The organism is Martelella lutilitoris, from assembly GCF_016598595.1.
Taxonomy (GTDB): Bacteria; Pseudomonadota; Alphaproteobacteria; order Rhizobiales; family Rhizobiaceae; genus Martelella; species Martelella lutilitoris_A.
In genome coordinates this window covers 3089945-3107936 of the sequence record NZ_CP066786.1, presented here as the reverse complement: position 1 = coordinate 3107936, position 17992 = coordinate 3089945, and the positions used below count along the sequence as shown (strand labels likewise).

General features: G+C 63.6%; 15 protein-coding genes. 7 read left to right on the top strand and 8 right to left on the bottom strand.

Annotated elements, in window-relative coordinates; all coding sequences use genetic code 11:
• Positions 1-103 precede the first annotated feature (103 nt).
• Positions 104-1750, top strand: coding sequence for an acyl-CoA dehydrogenase family protein (locus JET14_RS14935; RefSeq protein ID WP_200334535.1), 1647 nt, complete (start codon positions 104-106; stop codon positions 1748-1750).
• Between the two features lie 140 nt (positions 1751-1890).
• On the opposite strand, the gene JET14_RS14930 is transcribed toward JET14_RS14935, so the two are convergent.
• Entirely contained in the window at positions 1891-2058 is a 168-nt protein-coding gene (locus JET14_RS14930) for a hypothetical protein (protein WP_024708374.1), read from the bottom strand.
• 241 nt (positions 2059-2299) lie between these two features.
• Positions 2300-2428 (bottom strand): hypothetical protein, encoded by a 129-nt coding sequence (locus tag JET14_RS22920; protein ID WP_281435273.1) that lies wholly within the window; start codon positions 2426-2428, stop codon positions 2300-2302.
• On the opposite strand from JET14_RS22920, the gene JET14_RS14925 reads away from it, so the two are divergent.
• The gene (locus tag JET14_RS14925; protein WP_200334534.1) at positions 2427-4289 is read left to right on the top strand and encodes an aminopeptidase P family protein; all 1863 of its coding nucleotides are present in this window, start codon (positions 2427-2429) and stop codon (positions 4287-4289) included. The two genes, JET14_RS22920 and JET14_RS14925, sit on opposite strands and share 2 nt — an antisense overlap.
• 55 nt (positions 4290-4344) lie before the next feature.
• Here the strand turns inward: JET14_RS14925 and JET14_RS14920 are convergent, their stop codons facing one another.
• Positions 4345-4662 (bottom strand): AzlD family protein, encoded by a 318-nt coding sequence (locus JET14_RS14920; RefSeq protein ID WP_200334533.1) that lies wholly within the window; start codon positions 4660-4662, stop codon positions 4345-4347.
• Positions 4659-5360 carry an AzlC family ABC transporter permease gene (locus JET14_RS14915; RefSeq protein ID WP_200334532.1) on the bottom strand — a complete coding sequence of 234 codons (702 nt, stop codon included), beginning with the start codon at positions 5358-5360 and terminating at the stop codon, positions 4659-4661. Before JET14_RS14915 ends, JET14_RS14920 begins: the two co-directional genes overlap by 4 nt.
• Before the next feature lie 157 nt (positions 5361-5517).
• Between JET14_RS14915 and JET14_RS14910 the strand changes: the two genes are divergently transcribed.
• Positions 5518-5754 carry a DUF2164 domain-containing protein gene (locus tag JET14_RS14910; protein WP_036237216.1) on the top strand — a complete coding sequence of 79 codons (237 nt, stop codon included), beginning with the start codon at positions 5518-5520 and terminating at the stop codon, positions 5752-5754.
• Positions 5755-5777: 23 nt separating this feature from the next.
• Here JET14_RS14910 and JET14_RS14905 read toward each other — a convergent pair whose 3' ends face one another.
• Complete coding sequence (locus tag JET14_RS14905; RefSeq protein WP_200334531.1) at positions 5778-6404, bottom strand: TetR/AcrR family transcriptional regulator; 627 nt, start codon at positions 6402-6404, stop codon at positions 5778-5780.
• An 87-nt stretch (positions 6405-6491) separates the two neighbouring features.
• Between JET14_RS14905 and JET14_RS14900 the strand changes: the two genes are divergently transcribed.
• On the top strand, positions 6492-7121 hold the full coding sequence (locus tag JET14_RS14900; protein WP_200334530.1) for an NAD(P)-dependent oxidoreductase: 630 nt from the start codon (positions 6492-6494) through the stop codon (positions 7119-7121).
• Positions 7122-7135: 14 nt separating this feature from the next.
• A complete protein-coding gene (locus JET14_RS14895; RefSeq protein WP_200334529.1) occupies positions 7136-7606 on the top strand; it encodes a DUF1772 domain-containing protein in 471 nt (156 codons plus the stop codon).
• A gap of 149 nt (positions 7607-7755) precedes the next feature.
• On the opposite strand, the gene pncA is transcribed toward JET14_RS14895, so the two are convergent.
• The 3 genes from pncA to JET14_RS14880 form a co-directional block, all read right to left on the bottom strand.
• A complete protein-coding gene (gene pncA / locus JET14_RS14890) occupies positions 7756-8391 on the bottom strand; it encodes a bifunctional nicotinamidase/pyrazinamidase (protein ID WP_200334528.1) in 636 nt (211 codons plus the stop codon).
• A 53-nt stretch (positions 8392-8444) separates the two neighbouring features.
• Positions 8445-10736, bottom strand: coding sequence for a sensor domain-containing protein (locus tag JET14_RS14885; RefSeq protein WP_200334527.1), 2292 nt, complete (start codon positions 10734-10736; stop codon positions 8445-8447).
• A gap of 211 nt (positions 10737-10947) precedes the next feature.
• Positions 10948-13401 carry an ATP-dependent helicase gene (locus JET14_RS14880; RefSeq protein WP_200334526.1) on the bottom strand — a complete coding sequence of 818 codons (2454 nt, stop codon included), beginning with the start codon at positions 13399-13401 and terminating at the stop codon, positions 10948-10950.
• Positions 13402-13656: 255 nt separating this feature from the next.
• Between JET14_RS14880 and JET14_RS14875 the strand changes: the two genes are divergently transcribed.
• On the top strand, positions 13657-14793 hold the full coding sequence (locus tag JET14_RS14875) for an efflux RND transporter periplasmic adaptor subunit (protein WP_200334525.1): 1137 nt from the start codon (positions 13657-13659) through the stop codon (positions 14791-14793).
• A complete protein-coding gene (locus tag JET14_RS14870; RefSeq protein ID WP_200334524.1) occupies positions 14790-17981 on the top strand; it encodes an efflux RND transporter permease subunit in 3192 nt (1063 codons plus the stop codon). The genes JET14_RS14875 and JET14_RS14870 overlap by 4 nt, the downstream gene beginning before the upstream one ends.
• Positions 17982-17992: the final 11 nt, after the last annotated feature.

The following is a 17992-nucleotide window of genomic DNA, read 5'->3' as shown; positions in this document are numbered from 1 at the left end:
TGGCGTCTATAATGGCTCGCCGGCTTTGCCGCAAGCTTTGACAGATTATATCGAACCGTGCCAACTCTGCGATCTGTCTTCAAATAGAAGTGCGTGAACGTCGATGAGCGACAATGATGTATTCAGGACGTTGAACCAGCCGAAACCGTGGAGCGGGTACAACGCCTTTCATTCCGATCCGCTTCTCGGCGATCTGACGCGCAATCTGGCGCGTCCGCTGCGTGACGAGTTCGACACGATCGGACGCTACGTGACCTCGCCGGAAGCGCAGGAACTGGCGCAGATGGCCAATACCAGCCTGCCGCAACTGAAGACTCACGGTCCCGCCGGCGAGCGGCTGGACACGGTCGCTTTCCATCCGGCCTGGCACGCGCTTCTGCGCCGCTCCATGTCGTCGGGGCTGCATTCCTCGCTCTGGGAACCGCCGCGCGATGCCGATTCGAAATCGAAGGCGCACAAGCTGAGAGCCGTCCGCCTGTTCCTGACGGCACAGCTCGAATGCGGGCATCTGGAGCCCTTGTCCGCCACTTCCGCCTCGCTTGCGGTTCTGGCGGCGACGCCGCAATTGCGCGCGGAATGGGCGCCGAAAATCCTGTCGCGCAAGTATGATTCGACCAACCGTCCGCAGGCGCAGAAAACGGCGACGACCGTCGGGCTGGCGATCACCGAGAAGCAGGCCGGCAGCGACACGCGCGCGCTGACCACAAAGGCCGCGCGTGTCAGCGAAGGCGTCTATCGCCTCACGGGCCACAAGTGGTTCGTCTCCGCGCCGATGAGCGATGCTTTCATCATGCTTGCCGATGTCGACGGCAAGCCGGGCTGCTTTCTGGTTCCGCGCCTGCTGGACGAGGGGCGCACCAACGCCCTGCGCTATCAGCGGCTGAAGGACAAGCTCGGACTGCGCTCGAACGCCGCAGCCGAGATCGAGTTTTCCGATGCCTTCGGCTTTCTGCTCGGCGCGCCGGATACCGGCTTGAGAACCATTCTCGACATGCTGACCCTGATGCGGCTCGACAGCGCCGTGATGGCCTCGGGTCTGATGCGCGCCGCCCTTGCCGAGGCGACTCATGCCGCGCGCGGTCGCAGCGTTCACGGCAAGGCTCTGGTGAGCCAGCCGCTGATGATGCGGGTGCTTGCCGATCTTGCGCTCGACGTGGCGGCGGCAGGCGCGCTTTCCTTCCGTCTTGCCGAGAGCTTCGATCGTGCCCGCGACAGCGCCGAGGAGGCGGCTTACGCCCGGGTGATGACGCCGGTGACCAAATACTGGACCACAAAGATCGCCCCCGCCGTGGTGGCCGAGGCGATGGAGGTGATGGGCGGCAACGGCTTCATCGAGGACCGGCCGATCACCCGTCATTATCGCGATGCGCCGGGCCTTGCGATGAACGATGGCGCCGGCAACATGATGGCGCTCGATCTGAGGCGCGTTGTCGAGCACGGCAGCGACCTGTTCGAGGCCGTCTTTCAGGTGATCGCGCGCGATCTCGGGGCCTCCGGCGCCAAGATCGTCGAATTGCTGCGCGCCGCCATGGCGCTGTGCAAGAACCATGAAAGCGCGGCCCGTATCTTCATCGAGCAGTTGGCGCTTGCGGCAGCGGCCGCCGAACTCTACCGGCTGGGCGCCGGCCGCATCGCCGACGCCTTTCTTGAAACCCGGCTGGCGGCGGGCTGGCGCTCCACCTACGGCATGCTCGATACGCGGTTTGACGCGAGCTATGTCGTGGAGCTGCTTTTTCCGGAAATGGATTGAGGCTTCGGCCAAAAGAAAAGGGCCATGCCCTGAGGCATGGCCCTTGTTTTGCTGACCTGCGGCGCTCCGCGAGCGGGGAGGACGCTCAAGCGGATTGCGGGGTCTGCACGACGCATCTGCTGCGCCGGAAACTTGCTCGATTAAAACAGCATAGAGCCGTTGGCGTTGCGGCGCAGTTCGTCGCGCGACTTGCCCAGCTTCTTCAGGGATTCGTCGTCAAGCTTCAGCAGTTCGGCATTGACGAAACGGTTGGCCTGGCTCTGACGGGCATTGGCAATGTTCTTGTAAGCGCTACGGAAGAAACCCATTTTCAGTTCTCCTTTTCCTGTAGACCATGCCGGACGGCTTTCCGTCCCTCGGTCCATTCCGCTTCGCGGCTATCAGCGCTGATCCCTTTGATCACCGCCGGCGCGAAGCCTTCATCAATCAACTGTCTGGAATATAGACCCTGGCTTCACCGTCTGGCAGGTGGGAAGCCGAATGGGAGCCATGCAGAAAACGCATGCATATTTCAGGAACTGGCAAAACACCTGTCATGCTGCACGAATATTATGCAGCGATGCCTGTGTACGGGCCTTGAACCCTTCGCGCTCCGGGATGATCGGCCACGGCGGATTGTTGTGATGCCGCTTCAAACGCTCTATCGTCGCGCCGATCGAATTGATTGGTGATTTTCATGTTTCAGTCCTTTGACGTTTCCGCCCGCCCGGAGCAGGCCGCCCCGCGCATCAAGGCCCTGCGCGATCTGTTTCCCTCCCTCGGCATCAACGCCTTTCTCGTGCCGCGCACGGATGAATACCAGGGCGAGTATGTGCCGCCGTCCGCCGAACGGCTCGCCTTCCTCACCAGCTTTACCGGGTCCGCCGGGGTGGCGCTGGTGATGGCGGAGACCGCGATTGTCTTCGTTGATGGCCGCTACACCTCGCAGCTGAAGATTCAGACCGACCCGGCGCTGATTGCCGGCGGCGATCTGGTCGGCTGCCCGCCTGCTGCATGGCTCACCGAAAACAGACCGGAAGGCATACGGCTCGGCATCGACCCGTGGCTGCATACGCCAAGCGAGGTCGAGCGGCTGAAGTCCGCGCTTGCCGAGATCGGCGGGGAGCTTGTCCTGCTTCCCGAAAACCCGATCGACCGGATCTGGCAGGAACGGCCCGCGCCGCCCGCAACGCCGGTGACCGTGCAGCCGCAGAAATTTGCCGGAAAGCCGGCGAAGGAGAAACTGGACGACATCGCGAAAGCTGCGCGCGACAAGCGGGCTGATGCGGTGCTGATCGCTGATTCGACCTCTGTTGCCTGGTTGTTCAACATTCGCGGCAATGATGTCGCCCATACGCCCGCACCGCTCTCGCGCGCGATCGTGAAGGCGGACGGCAGCGCCGTGCTGTTCCTCTCCCCCGAGAAGGTTTCCGGCGAGGCCAGGGCGCATATCGATGACCTTGCTGCGCTCGAAGCGCCCGAAGCCGTTTCTGGCCGTCTCGCGGCGCTTGCGGGCGAGGCGGTCATGCTCGACCGTTCCGCCGTGCCTTATGCCTGCGTCGAACTCATCGAGAAGGCGGGGGGCACGGTGATTGATGCGCCCGATCCGGTTGTCGCCGCCCGTGCGATCAAGAATGAGGGCGAACAGGCCGGCACGCGCACGGCGCATCTGCAGGACGGCGCGGCGATGGTTTCCTTCCTGAGCTGGCTTGACGGAGAGGCCCCCGGAGCCGTCAGCGAAATCGAGGCTGCGACGAAACTTGAGGCCGCGCGCGCTTCGGTGGGCGAGCGCATGCAGAACCCGCTGCGCGACATTTCCTTCGACACGATCTCCGGCGCGGGGCCGAACGCGGCGATCATTCACTACCGGGTGACCACCGAGACCGACCGGGTGCTTCGCGACGGCGAGATTTATCTGGTTGATTCCGGCGCGCAATACCAGAACGGCACGACCGATATCACCCGCACGCTTGCCATCGGGGCGGTGGACGAGGAGAAATGCAGGTTCTTCACGCTGGTGCTGAAGGGCATGATCGCGCTTTCGGCGGCCCGTTTTCCGGCAGGCACGCGCGGCATGGACCTCGATCCGCTGGCCCGCATCGCGCTGTGGAAGGCCGGCGTCGACTATGCCCATGGCACGGGCCACGGCGTTGGTTCCTATCTTTCCGTTCACGAGGGACCGCAGCGGCTTTCGCGGCTTGGAAGCCCGGAACTGAAGCCCGGCATGATCCTGTCGAACGAGCCCGGCTATTATCGTCCCGGCGCATTCGGTATCCGCATCGAAAACCTGCTTCTGGTGAAGGCGGCGGAGCCGGTCGAGGGCGGTGAGATCCCGATGCTCTCCTTCGAGACGCTGACCTGGTGCCCGATCGACCTGCGCCTCGTCATGGCCGGACTTCTGACAGAGGAGGAGCGTGACTGGCTCGACGCCTACCACGCCGAAACGCGCGAGAAGCTGATGCCGCTCGTTGCCGACGACTGGGAGCGGGCCTGGCTGGAAGCGGCGACCCGGCCGCTTGGAGCCCCATGCGTCCATTCGGACGCACAAAGGACGCTCTAACCTATTGAATTTACGCATCGACCCGAAAATCGATTCCGATTTTCGGGTCGACGTGCTAGCCGATGATAAAATAGCGGCAGACCATCACCACCGACCAGCCGACAGCGATCATCGGCAATGGCGACTTGAAACGCAGCCCCGTCAGAAGGGCTGCCGCGATCGCAAGCTTGCCTTCCCAGCCGCCGGCATAAAATGCAGGCGCCACCAGCGTCGTCAGCACCGCTGCCGGTATGGCATTGAGCGCCGCTTCGGCGCGCGGGGGAATGTCCGAGACCACCGAGAGCAGGACATAGCCGGCAATGCGCGTCAGATAGGTGGCGACCGCCGCGCCGAAAATGACGAGAATCATGTGGTCATTGGTGAAATCGCTCATTGCGCCGCCTCCTTGGTCTTGCCGGGCGGCAGGAGGGCGGCCAGCAGGATGCCGGCGAGCGCGCCGATGCTGACATGCCAGGGAGACCCGACCGTGGCATAGGCGAGGATCGATCCGAGCGCGCTTGCGGCGACGATCGGCAGGTAGTTCGGCCGTTTCCTGAAGCCCATGACCAGGCTGAGGAAATAGATCGGCAGCAGGATGTCGAGTCCGAGCGCCTCCGGGTTCTTGATGAAGCCGCCGAGCGTTGCGCCGATCAGCGTCATGATGTTCCAGAGGACATAGAGGACGAGACCCGCGCCGAGATACCAGGAGAAGGTGACGCGCTCCTCCTCTTCGTGGCGCTTGAGGGCTTCGGCGAATTGCGGATCGGTCATCAGGAAGAAGGCGATCAGCTTTTTTGGCAGCGAGAAATGCGCGATGACCGGCGTCAGCGCGGCGGAATAGAGCACATGGCGGAAGTTCACGGCCACGATCGAGGCAATGATCAGCCAGGGCGCGACCCGCTGGCCGAAAAGCTCGACGCCGACGAGCTGGCTGGCGCCGGCAAAGATCGTCAGGCTCATCAACGCCGTTTCGAAGACGCTCTGGCCCTGCGTGACGGACACCGCGCCGAACAGCATGCCGAAGGGGGCGGCCGAAAGCGCCGGCACGATGCCGGAGCGAAGGCCGCTTGAAAATTCTGAACTCTCTCGCAAAGGAAGGCGACTCCTGATTCAATTCGGGCGGGTTCCCCATGGGAAGCGGCGGACAGGCTGCAGGAGGGGATGGGAGGTTGTCCACCCGTTTACCGTCTTTGCATTGCGTGCACAAATGAGAAGAATTGATAATGCGATCAAACCGGAGGACCGCGTCATGATTAAACTCAGCGCCCGCGAAAAGGCCGCTCTTTCGGAGCGGTTGAGGGACTACTGCGCCGAGGAGCTCGATTGCGAGATCGGCACGCTTCAGGCCGAGCTGTTTGCCGAAGTGATCGCGCGCGAATTCGCGCCGGTCTTCTACAACAGCGGCCTGCGCGACGCCGAGGCCCTGCTGATGAAGCGGATGGAAAGTTTCGGCGACGAGATCGCGGCGCTGGAAATGCCGGCCTGAAGCGCTGCGCGCAGCCGCGTTTTCTACCCTCGGCGAACGCCGGCAGGCGGCAGGTGATCGGGTTCGGCCTCAGCCAGCAGCGCCCGCTCTGCCAGCTTCTTCGTCATGTCCGCATAGTGTGATTGCGGCCAGCCGCAGGCGCGCACCAGGCACTCCCAGTTTTCCACCGAAAGCAGCGTCCAGAGCAGGTCTGTCGCGGTCTCTTCCGTCAGCTCCGGCGCGAGGCGGCCGTCTTCGGCGATTGCCCGTATCGCGGCCGCGCAACCATGGCGGACCGCGCGCATCCGCCCGTCCCAGGCTTCCGCCGCCTCCCTGTCACTGTCACGCATGGAGCGCAGCGCGACCGAGATCCCGTGTATCTCGGGGATGTAACCGGTCCAGGCCTCGATGAAGGCGTGCAGACGCTCCACGCCCGAGCGTGCAGACCGGCTGGGCGCCAGGCGCTGGTCGACGTTCTTGACGCTGTCGATGTGCCGTGTCGTGGCCACCAGAAGCTCCGCGCGATTGGGAAAATGCAGGTAGAGAGCCTGGCGGCTGATGCCGACCGCCTTGGCGATATCGGACATGCGCACGGCCGTGTCTCCGGATTCCAGAAGCTTCCAGGTGGTTTCGAGTATGCGCGATCGCGTATCGGTTTGCTGACTTGACATGATGTCAATCTATCGTCTATTGACGTCGTGTCAACTTTACATCGTGTCAAGTAAATCGATTGCATCATTCCTCGAAGGAGAACCGCAATGAAAGTCATCATATTCGGAGCCACCGGCAGCATCGGCCGGCTCGCCGCGGAAGAAATGATCAAGGCCGGCCACACGGTCTCCGCCTTTGCCCGCCACCCGGAGAGATTGAAGCTCGACCACCCGGACCTCAACCGTTTCGCAGGCGATGCGCTGAACGCCGAAGAGGTGCTCAATGCGGTTGCCGGTCATGACGCCGTGGTGATCACCCTGGGCGCCGGAACCGCGCGCAGGAGTGTCATCCGCTCGCAAGGCACGCTGAACGTCATCCAGGCCATGCAGGCGCACGGTGTCCGGCGTCTGATCTGCCAGTCGACCCTTGGCGCACGGGAAAGCTGGCCGAACCTGAATTTCTGGTGGAAGCGGGTGATGTTCGGCGCGCTGCTGGCGCCGGTCTTTCGGGATCACGAGCTGCAAGAGCAAATGGTGGCGGCGAGCGGGCTCGACTGGACCATCGTCCGGCCTTCCGCCTTCACCGACGCGGCCACGCGCCGTCCCGTGATCGAGGATGTGTCGCCGGCAGCGCGCGGGCTGGACCTCAAGATCGCGCGGGCGGACCTTGCGCGTTTCCTTTCCCGTCAGCTGGGCGAAACCACCTATCTGGGCCGCGCCGTCGGTCTTTCGAGCTGAAGGAGCAGGGCTGAATGACAGTATTGCTACTGAGCGCCGGTTTCCTGATGGCGCTGCTGGCCGGCGTCTTCCTCAGCTTCTCCGATTTCGTCATGCGGGGGCTTGCCGAGGCGCCCGACCATGCCGGAGCAGCCGGCATGGTCGGGCTGAACCGGACGGTCTATCGATCGGTCTTCATGGTTCTGTTCACCGGATTTCTGCCGGTCGCCGCGGCGCTGGCGCTGCTGGCCTTCCTGCAGGGCGCGGGGCCGTCGCGGTTTCTGGTCCTCGCCGGAGCGCTTGCCTATTATTCCGGCGTGTTCGCCGTCACCGGATTGGGCAATGTCCCGATGAACAGGCATCTTGCGCGGGTGTCCGCCCGGCCGGACGAGACGGCTGCCTACTGGCCGAACTACGCCCGGCGCTGGACGCGGCTGAACCATATCCGGACCGGAGCTTCGGGCTTCGCCGCGGCATGCTGGCTGGTTGCGGCGAGCATGCACTAGCGCATCGGCCCGAAAAACGGAATCGATTTTCGGGCCGATGGGTAGATTCAACAGGTTAGAGAGCGTCCTTTGTGCGTCCGAATGGGCAACCTCCTGAAAGCTCACATCCAGAGAGGCTTCGCCGACGGCATTTGCCCGCCGGCTTGCGGCTATGGTCTCTTGCCGCCGGTCGCGGTCCCGAGATCGATGATCTCGACGCCGGCCTCGCGCATTTCAGCGAGCGCCTGTTCCACACCGTCCTCGCTGATGCCGCGGCAGCCTTCGAGGATCACGCGGACCGTCACGCCGGGCAGCATCTCGCGGGCGTCGAGCGCGGTGAACTTCACGCAGAAGTCGAGCGCTAGGCCGGCTATGTCGACCACGGTGGCGTTCTTCTGCCGCAGGTAGTCGGCAAGTCCGGTAACGGCATGATGCTCGTTGTCGCGGAACGCCGAATAGGAATCGATCGCGGGGTTCTCGCCCTTGCGCTGGATGTAGTCGACCGCCGCAATGTCGAGGTCGGGATGGAACGCGGCGTCCTCGGTGTTCTGGACGCAGTGATCCGGCCACATCACCTGTGGCTTTCCGCCAAGCTCGCCCATGTCGAATGGCTTCCTGCCGGGATGGACCGAGGCGAAGGAGCCATGGCCTTCCGGGTGCCAGTCCTGCGAGGCGGCAATGACGTCATAACCGCCATCCCGGATCAGGCGGTTGGCGACCGGTACCACGGCATCGCCGTCGGCGACGGCGAGGTTGCCGCCCGGGCAGAAACCGTTCTGGATATCGACAAGCAGAAGGGCTTTCATGTTTTCGCTCCGGTATCTGACGATCTGCGGGGCGGGAGAGGTCCGCGACCGTTTCAGGTTTTGAGATAGTAGGAGGCCGGCTGGGGCGGGCTGAAGAGAAAGCCCTGCAGGCCTTCGCAACCCTGACTGCGCAACCATGCTTCCTGTTCACGCGTCTCCACGCCCTCGGCCACGATCGATATGCCAAGATGGTGGGCCATGGTGATGATCAACTCCACAAGGGACGTGTCGCTGCTGTCATGCGGTACGCCAGCAATGAATGTCTTGTCGATCTTCAGTTCGTTCAGCGGGAACTGCTTGAGATAGACAAGCGCGGAATAGCCGGTGCCGAAATCGTCGATCGACAGCCTGATTCTGAGCGCCCTGATCTTCCTGAGTTGCGCGAGCGCCAGGTCGAAATTGGCAATCATCAGGCTTTCCGTCATCTCCAGCGTCAACCGCTCGGGATCGAACTGGTGATGATCGAGAAGCGATGCAAGGTCGTCGACGAATTTCTCCCGGAGGAACTGGCGGACCGAAACGTTGACGGCGAGGTGCAGGTCGGGGTTTTCCGCGAGCATCCTGCAGGATTCCTCGAGGACCCATGCGCCGATGGGGACGATCAGTCCCGTCGCCTCCGCCACGGCGATGAAGCTGCCGGGGCCGACGATGCCGCGCTCGGGATGGTCGAGCCGCAGCAGAACCTCGAAATGCCGTCCCGGGGCATCGGCGATGATCTTCGGCTGCAGGAACAGCCTGAACCCGTCGCTCTGCAGGGCTTTTTCCAGCGCGGTTTCGACATCGAAGCGGGCGACGAGATCGTCGACCATGCCGCTGTGGAACCAGTTGATGCTGCCGCGCCCGCGCGACTTGGCGTTGTGCATGGCGAGGTCGGCGCGTCGCAATTCTTCCTCCGCCCCTTCCGAGGAAGGGCCGACCAGAACCGCGCCGGCGCTGGCGCTCGGCGTAATCTGGTTGCCATTGATGGTGGCCTGGCGCGAAAGGCAGGCGTGCAGGTCCTCTATCTTCTCATGCGCCGCTTCGCGCGCCCTGGCCTCATCCCCGCCGAGCGCGGTCAGGAACACCACGAATTCGTCGCTGGAAAGGCGCGCCGTGAAGGAGCCGGCGTCGATATTGTTGCTGAGGCGCCTGCCCGTGGTTTTCAGAAGCGCGTCGCCGATATTGTGGCCGAAGATCGAATTCACGGCGGCGAAGCTGTCGAGGTCGAAAATCGCGATCGCCATGAACTGTTGATTGACCTTGTGCGTGGCGAGGAAGCCGAGCAGCACTTCCTGCGCCTTGGCGCGGTTCGCCAGCTTCGTCAGGGGATCATAATAGGCAAGCGCCTCGACCCTGGCTTCCGTGCGCCGTCGCTCGGTGACATCGCGCCAGACGCTGACGGAGCCGAGCCGCTCGCCGCGCGTATCAATGACCGGCGCCTTGATCATCTCGAGCGTATATTTGCGCCCGGCCGGATTGGTGACCTCGCCCTGGTTGATCAGCTTGCCCTGGTTGTTCACATCGGAGAAGACCTGCTGCATCAGGAGCGCGTCGGTGCTGTGCCCGAAAATCTCGCGGTCGGTCTTGCCGACGATCATCTCCGCCGGCATGCCGACAAACTCCGCAGCCGCCTGGTTGCAGGCCTCCAGCGTGCCGTCCGGCCTCTTGAAATAGATCTGGTCGGGGATGGCGTCGATCACGACGCGCAGGAGCAGGTGCTGACGGCCGAGCGCGCGCACCAGCCGCCGCCCGCGGATAAGGACGATGCCGAGAATGATCACGATGCCGGAAAGCACGGCGATCGCGGAAATGAGCGTCAGGTTCAAAAGGCCGTCGGTCGCGCGCAACTCCGCTGATTTCTGGCGCACGGCATCCTCAAGGTTTGACGAATAGGCCGCCAGCGGCTCCCCTCCGGAGCGCACGTCATGGGCTTCCGCGATGACCGAGAAGAGCCGCGTCTTCTGCTCCAGGATGATCGGCCAGGAAAATGTCCGCACCGTATGGATCGTGCCGTCCTTGAAACGGTGCGGAAAGAGGAAATAGTGCTGGTTGCCCGTGCGCGCATTGTCCAGCTGGACCTTGATCTTGTCCTCCGACATCTGGTTGAGATCGGAGACGAACAGCCTCCTGAATTCGTCGGAACTCCAGCCGTACAAGGTTTGAGCGGCATGATTGGCTGCAAGGATCCTGCCGTTCATCGGCTCGATCAGCAGCATCGCCACGGGACTGTCCTCGAAGAAGTCGGGAAGGCGAATGACGGGAACCTGAGCCTTGAGCCCGGTCGCGGCCGCCGCCACAAACATGAAGGCCGCCAGCACAACGCCGGCAATATGCCGTTCGTATCGTCGCGCCTTTCTCGTTGCCAACTGCATGTTATAAGGAGGCCTTGTGCGTCAAGATGAATCGGGAACCCAATAAACCTGAGAACGAATAAACGGAATACGATTAGTGTGTAAGCTTACACTAAATAATGACAGGTTAAATAAGTAAGAATATTTCCCGCGACCTTGCATTGTGCAATGCAAAAGACAAGGGGACGGAATCGCCCGGGGAGCGGCAACGAAACATCGTTCGCGCTCAGGCCGGCTTGACGAAACCGTCGAGAACCCTTTTCTGTCCGGCCTTGTCGAAGTCGATCGTCAGCTTGTTGCCCTCGATTGCGGCGATGTTGCCATTGCCGAATTTGAGGTGGAAAACGCGGTCGCCGACCGCGAATCTGGAGGGCGTCTCTTCGCTGCTGCGAGCAACGAGCTCGCCTTCAATCGTGCGTCCGCGCGGCCCGCTCTCCCCATAGCCGATGCGCTCGACGGCATGGCCGGAGCGCGTGCCCCAGTTGTCGCGGGTTGCATCGTTGCGATTCTCCTGAGCCCGTTTCCAGCCGGGGGTGGCATAGGTGTTTGAAAACGGCGCGGCGCGGTCAAAACGCGACTGGCCGTAGCCGCCATAGGAGACCTCGGTCTCGCCGACCTCGACATGGTCTTCCGGCAGTTCGTCGAGGAAGCGTGACGGCATGGTCGACTGCCACAACCCGTGAATGCGCCGGTTGGAGACGAACCAGATGTGGCAGTTACGCTTGGCGCGGGTCAGGCCGACATAGGCGAGGCGGCGTTCTTCCTCGAGGCCGGCGCGCCCGCTCTCGTCCAGCGCGCGCTGGTGCGGAAACAGGCCCTCTTCCCAGCCGGGCAGGAACACGGTCTTGAATTCCAGACCCTTGGCCGAATGCAGCGTCATGATCGAGACGGCGTCCATCTCCTCGTTCTGGTCGGCGTCCATCACCAGCGACACATGTTCCAGAAAACCGCGCATGCTTTCGAATCCGTCCATGGAGCGGATCAGCTCCTTCAGGTTTTCAAGCCTGCCGGGCGCTTCGGCGGAACGGTCGTTCTGCCACATCTCGGTATAACCGCTTTCCTCCAGAATAATCTCCGCAAGCTCCGTATGCGGCGTGGTCTCCAGAAGCTCCTGCCAACGCGTGAACTGGGTGACGACGTCGAACAGCGCCTTGCGCGGCTTCGGCTTCAGTTCGTCCGTGTCGATCATCTCGCGCGCCGCCGCCAGCATCGGAATGTCGCGGGCGCGGGCATAGTCATGGATCTTGCGCACGCTGGCATCGCCCAGGCCGCGCTTCGGCGTGTTGATGATCCGCTCCAGCGCAAGGTCGTCGGCAGGCTGGCAGGTGAGGCGGAAGAACGCCATCGCGTCTCTGATTTCCAGCCGCTCGTAGAAGCGCGGGCCGCCGATGACGCGGTAGTTGAGCCCGAGCGTGACGAACCGGTCCTCGAACTCGCGCATCTGGAACGACGCGCGCACCAGAATGGCCATGTCGTTCAGAAGCTCGCCGCGGCGCTGCAGCTGTTCGATCTCCTCGCCCACCGCGCGCGCTTCCTCCTCCGAATCCCAGGCGGCATGGACCTGAACCTTGTCGTCATCGGGATCGGAACGCTCGGTAAACAGCGTCTTGCCGAGGCGTCCGTCATTATGCGCGATGAGATTGCCGGCAGCGCCCAGTATATGGGCCGTGGAACGGTAGTTGCGCTCCAGCCGGACGACCTTCGCGCCACGGAAATCCTTCTCGAAGCGCAGGATGTTGTCGACCTCCGCGCCGCGCCAGCCATAGATCGACTGGTCGTCGTCGCCGACGCAGCAGATGTTGACCGGACCGTCATCCCCGCCCGGACGCTGGGCGAGAAGCCTCAGCCACATATACTGGGCGGTATTGGTGTCCTGGTATTCGTCCACCAGAATGTAGCGGAAGCGTCGGTGGTACTCTTTCAATATGTCCGGGTTTTCACGGAAGAGCCGGATCGGATGCAACAGGAGATCGCCGAAATCGCAGGCGTTCAGCGTCTTCAGCCGGTCCTGATAGGCCTTGTAGAGCTCTCGTCCCTTGCCGTTGGCAAAGGCGCGGGCGTCGCCTTCGGGAATGAGCTCGGGCGTCAGCCCCTTGTTCTTCCAGCCGTCGATCATCGAGGAAAACTGGCGCGCCGGCCAGCGCTTGTCATCGAGGCCCTCGGCCTGGATCAACTGCTTGATCAGGCGGATTACGTCATCCGTGTCCAGAATGGTGAAATCGGACCTGAGGCCGACGAGCTCGGCATGGCGCCGCAAAAGCTTGACGCCGATGGAGTGGAACGTGCCGAGCCAGGGCATGCCCTCGACCGCGCCGCCGACGAGAACGCCGATCCGCTCCTTCATCTCGCGGGCGGCCTTGTTGGTGAAGGTGACGGCGAGAATCTGGCTCGGATAGGCGCGGCCGGAAGCCAGGATGTGGGCAATGCGGGTGGTGAGCACCCGCGTCTTGCCGGTGCCCGCGCCGGCGAGCACGAGGAGCGGGCCCTCGATGGTCTCCACGGCATCGCGCTGCTCGGGGTTGAGACCGGTGAGGTAATCGGGCGGATCGGGCGCGCGCCGCGCCGCCATGGCGCGCGCGGCGAGCCCGCCCGCCTGTCCGGGGTTCCCGCCGGGCGCAGCCGGCTTGCGCGGTTCGTCATCGTCGTCGAAGAACGGTATGTCGTCGTGGCCGTGAATCATGGGGCCAATCTAGTGGCTTGAGGGGCAAAGGTGAAGGCATGCATCGAAATGAGAACAAAATATGCACAGAGCGGGGTTTTTCCGTTCGGAAATGCGGCATGAAGAAGGCGACGGATGCGCGCAAAGATTACAAATTGGTGAGGTTTCATTCCGTGGCTTGCAGTGAGCCGGGTGATCTGGATAATTCCACTCATATTCTTATCGCTTTCCACAGGCCGCCACCGTCGGCATCCTCTTTGAAAACCGGAGTCATTGATGCGTTTCTATCAGCAGGTTGCCGTGAGTGTCTGTCTTCTGGCGATCGGATCCGCGGCATGGCTCTTTCTGGCGCCCGGCGGGCGCGATGTGCTGACGTCCTACGGCGTTCTGGAGGCGAAGTCGGGAGACAGCGGCGGCGGTCGTCCCCCCGGCGGTTTTGCGGGAGGCGGCATTCAGGTGGTGAGCGCGCCGGTGACCACGGGCACCGTCAATGACGAACTGACGGCGATCGGCAGCGGCGAGGCGATCCGCTCGGTCACCGTGCTTCCGGAGGAAGCGGGCACGATCACCGAGCTCAACCTTTCCTCGGGCGATACGGTTGAGAAGGGAGAGGTTATCGCCGTGCTCGATGACCGCGAACAGGTGCTCGCCCGCAATCTGGCCGAGGTGGCGCTCGAAAGCGCCGCGCGCCAGGCGGAGGTCAATCGCAGGATCAAGTCGGCGATCTCCGACCTCGAGGTCTATAATGCCGAGATCGCCGAGCGGTCGGCCGCGCTCGACCTCGAGGCCGCCGAACTCGACCTTGCGCGTCGCCGCATCGTTGCGCCGATCGCAGGCGTTGCCGGCATCGTCCCGGTCAATGTCGGCGATTATGTTACGACCTCGTCCGAAATCGTCACCATCGACGATCGTTCCTCGATCCTGGTCGATTTTTCCGTGCCGGAACGTTTCGCCACCGCGATCCGGCCCGGCGCACCGGTCGAGGCGAGCCTCGTTTCCGCGCCACAGCAGGTGTTCGAGGGCGAAGTGCAGGCCGTCGATAACCGGATTGACGCGGCAAGCCGCACCTTCATGGTGCGCGCGCGCCTTGACAATGAGGACGATTCGCTGCGCGCCGGCATGTCCTTCGACGTGTCGATGCGTTTTCCGGGCGATGTCTATCCGGCCGTCGATCCGCTTGCGATCCAGTGGGATTCCGACGGGGCCTATGTCTGGCAACTCGTCGACGGCAAATCGACCAAGACGCGGGTGCGCATCATCCAGCGCGACCCGGACGTGGTCCTCGTCGATGCCGAACTGGGCGAGGGGGACAGTGTCATCATCGAGGGCATACAGCGCCTGCGCGAGGGGGCGTCCGTCAGCGAGATGACCTCCGGCGCGCCGCAGCGCGAAAGCGCGGGGTCCGCATCATGAGCGACCTCGAGAACGACAAGAAGCCCGGCGAAGAGACGGCGGCCGATAACCAGACGAGCGATGCCCGCAGCGAAGCGGAAAAGGCGATCGCCGAGCATGAGAGCGAGCACGGCTTTACCGCGCTCTTCGTGCGCCGACCCATTCTCGCTGCGGTGTTCAACGCCCTGATCGTCGTGGCCGGTCTCGCCGCCTTTTTCGGCGTCGAGGTGCGCGAGCTGCCCGATGTCGACCAGCCGGTCATCACCGTGCGCACCACATTTTCGGGCGCTGCACCCGAAACGGTCGACCGCGAGGTGACAAACGTCATCGAGGGCGCGGTGGCGCGCGTACCGGGCCTGCAGTCGATGTCCTCCCAGTCCTCCACCGGCTCAAGCCGGGTGACGCTGGAATTCAGCAAGGATACGGATATCAACGTCGCCTCCATGGATGTGCGCGACGCCGTCGGCCGGGTCGAAGGACAATTGCCGGACGATGCCGACGAACCGCGCATCGTCAAGGCGGATTCCGATGCCCAGCCGGTCGTCCGACTGGCAATCACGTCCTCCACGCTCGATATCGACGACCTGACGGAGCTTGTCAGCGATGAGATCGAGGATCGGTTCGCCGCCGTGCCGGGCGTGGCCGACGTCGCCGTCTACGGCGAGCGGGAGAAGATCTTTCGTATTGATATCAACCAGGCCGCCCTTGCAAGCCGGGGCCTCTCGGTGGCTGACCTGACATCGGCGCTGTCGGATATTTCCTGGGACGTGCCGGCTGGCTCGCTGACCAGCACCACTCAGGCGCTCGGCGTGCGCGCCACCGCCGACATCACCACGCCGGAAGAGTTTGCCGATATCCGCGTGGCCGAGAATGTCCGTCTCGGCGATGTCGCGACCGTCGTCTTCGGGCCGGACACGGCGGCAACGGCGCTGCGCTATAACGGCCAGCCCGGAATCGGCCTCGGTATCGTCCGCCAGGCGAAGTCGAATACTTTGGAAATTTCCGAGGGCGTCCACCGGGTCGTCAACGAGATTGCGCCGAACCTGCCCGAAGGCACGACGATCCGCGTTTCGAGCGACGACGCCGTGTTCATTTCCGGTTCGATCGAGGAAGTGGTGCGCTCGCTCATCCTCGCGGCGATGATCGTGGTCGCCATTATCTACGTCTTCCTGCGCGACTGGCGCGCCACCATCATTCCGGCGATCACCCTGCCGGTGGCGCTGGTCGGCACGTTGGCCGCGATCTATGTGGCGGGCTTCTCCGTCAATATCCTCACCCTTCTGGCGATCGTGCTGGCGACCGGCATGGTCGTCGATGACGCGATCGTGGTCCTGGAAAACATCGTGCGTCTCAGGGCGAACGGCATGGGTCCGCGCGCGGCCGCGGTTCTCGGCACGCGCCAGGTCTTCTTCGCCGTCATCACCACGACGGCGACGCTTGCCGCGGTATTCGTGCCGCTCTCCTTTCTGCCGGGGCAGGCGGGCGGACTTTTCCGTGAATTCGGCTTCGTTCTGGCCTTCGCCGTGATGCTGTCATCCTTCGTGGCGCTGACGCTTTGCCCGATGCTGGCATCGCGCATTCTTGTGAGCCACAAGGATCAGAAACCCGGGCCGATCGCGCGTTTCGGCACGGCCCTTGCGCGCTTCTATGCCGTGACGCTCGGCTGGGTGCTGGCCGCGCCGCTGGTGCTGTTGTCGCTGGCCGGCCTGCTGGTTTTCGGGGCCTATCTCGCCTATGCCAACCTCACCACCGAGCTTCTGCCGCGCGAGGACCGGTCGATGCTGATGATGCGGGTTTCCGCGCCCCAGGGCGTCAGCCTCGATTATACCCGCGACCGCATCCAGCAGGTGGAGGAAAAGCTCCAGCCGCTGATCGACAGCGGCGAGATCGAGAGCGTCTTCTCGATCTCCGGCTTCGGCAGCAACACGAACAGCGGCTTCGTCGTCATGTCGCTTGCGCCCTGGGCCGATCGCGAGCGCACGCAGGACATGATCGCCCGCGACGTGAACGCCGCCTCCGGCAGCATTCCGGCCGTGCGCGCCTTCGCCTTCCAGCCGAACTCGCTCAATATCCGCGGCGCCGGCAACGGGCTCTCCGTCGCCCTTGTCGGTTCCAGCCATGAACGGCTGACGGAAGCCGCGAGCGCGCTTGTCGAGGCCATGGAAGCCGATCCGATGTTCTCCGCCCCGCGCCTTTCCGAGGAGGCGACGCAGGCACAGCTGGCGCTTGCCCTCGATCGCCGGCGCGCGGCCGATCTCGGCATCGATATCGGCGGGCTCTCCCAGGCGCTGATGGCATTGCTTGACGGCCGGTCGGTGGGCGAGGTGTTCATCGACGGCGAATCCTATGATGTCCAGCTGCGCGCCGACACCCGAAAGGTCGATGATCCGAGCGATCTGAGGAATATTTTCCTGCGCACCGGAGACGGACGCATCGTGCCGCTGTCGACCATCGCCTCGCTTGAGGAGAAATCCATCGCGCCGACGCTCGAACGCGAGCAGCAACAGGCGGCCGTATCGCTGTCGTCGAGTCTCGGCCCCGGCGTGGCGCTGGGCGACGCCTATCAGCGCCTTCTGGAGCTTGCCGAGCCGCTTCTGCCGCCGGGCGCCCATGTCCAGGCCCAGGCCGAGGCGGCCGCCCTTGATGAGAACGCTTCGGGCATGGGCATGGTGTTCGGCTTTGCCATCATCATCGTCTTCCTCGTGCTTGCCGCTCAGTTCGAGAGCGTCTGGAGCGCGCTGATCATCCTGGCGACGGTGCCCTTCGGCATCGGATGCGCCTTCATCGCCATGCTTCTGACCGGGACCAGCCTCAACATCTATTCGCAGATCGGCCTCGTGCTTCTGATCGGCGTGATGGCAAAGAACGGCATCCTGATCGTCGAATTCGCCAACCAGCTCAGGGATCGCGGCGAGAGCGTGCGCGACGCGATCGAGCATGCGACCATGCTCCGGCTCCGTCCGGTGATGATGACGATGATCTCCACCGTGCTCGGCGGCATTCCGCTGGTTGCCGCCTCCGGCGCGGGCGCCGAGGCGCGCATCGCGCTCGGCTGGGTGATCGTCGGCGGGCTCGGCCTTGCCACCATCGTCACGCTCTACGTGACGCCGGTTGCCTATTACCTTCTTGCGCGCTTCTCGAAGCCGAAGGCCGACGAAGAGCGGCGTCTCAACGCGGAGATGCACGAGGCGGCATCGATCGGTCACTGATGACGAGGGTC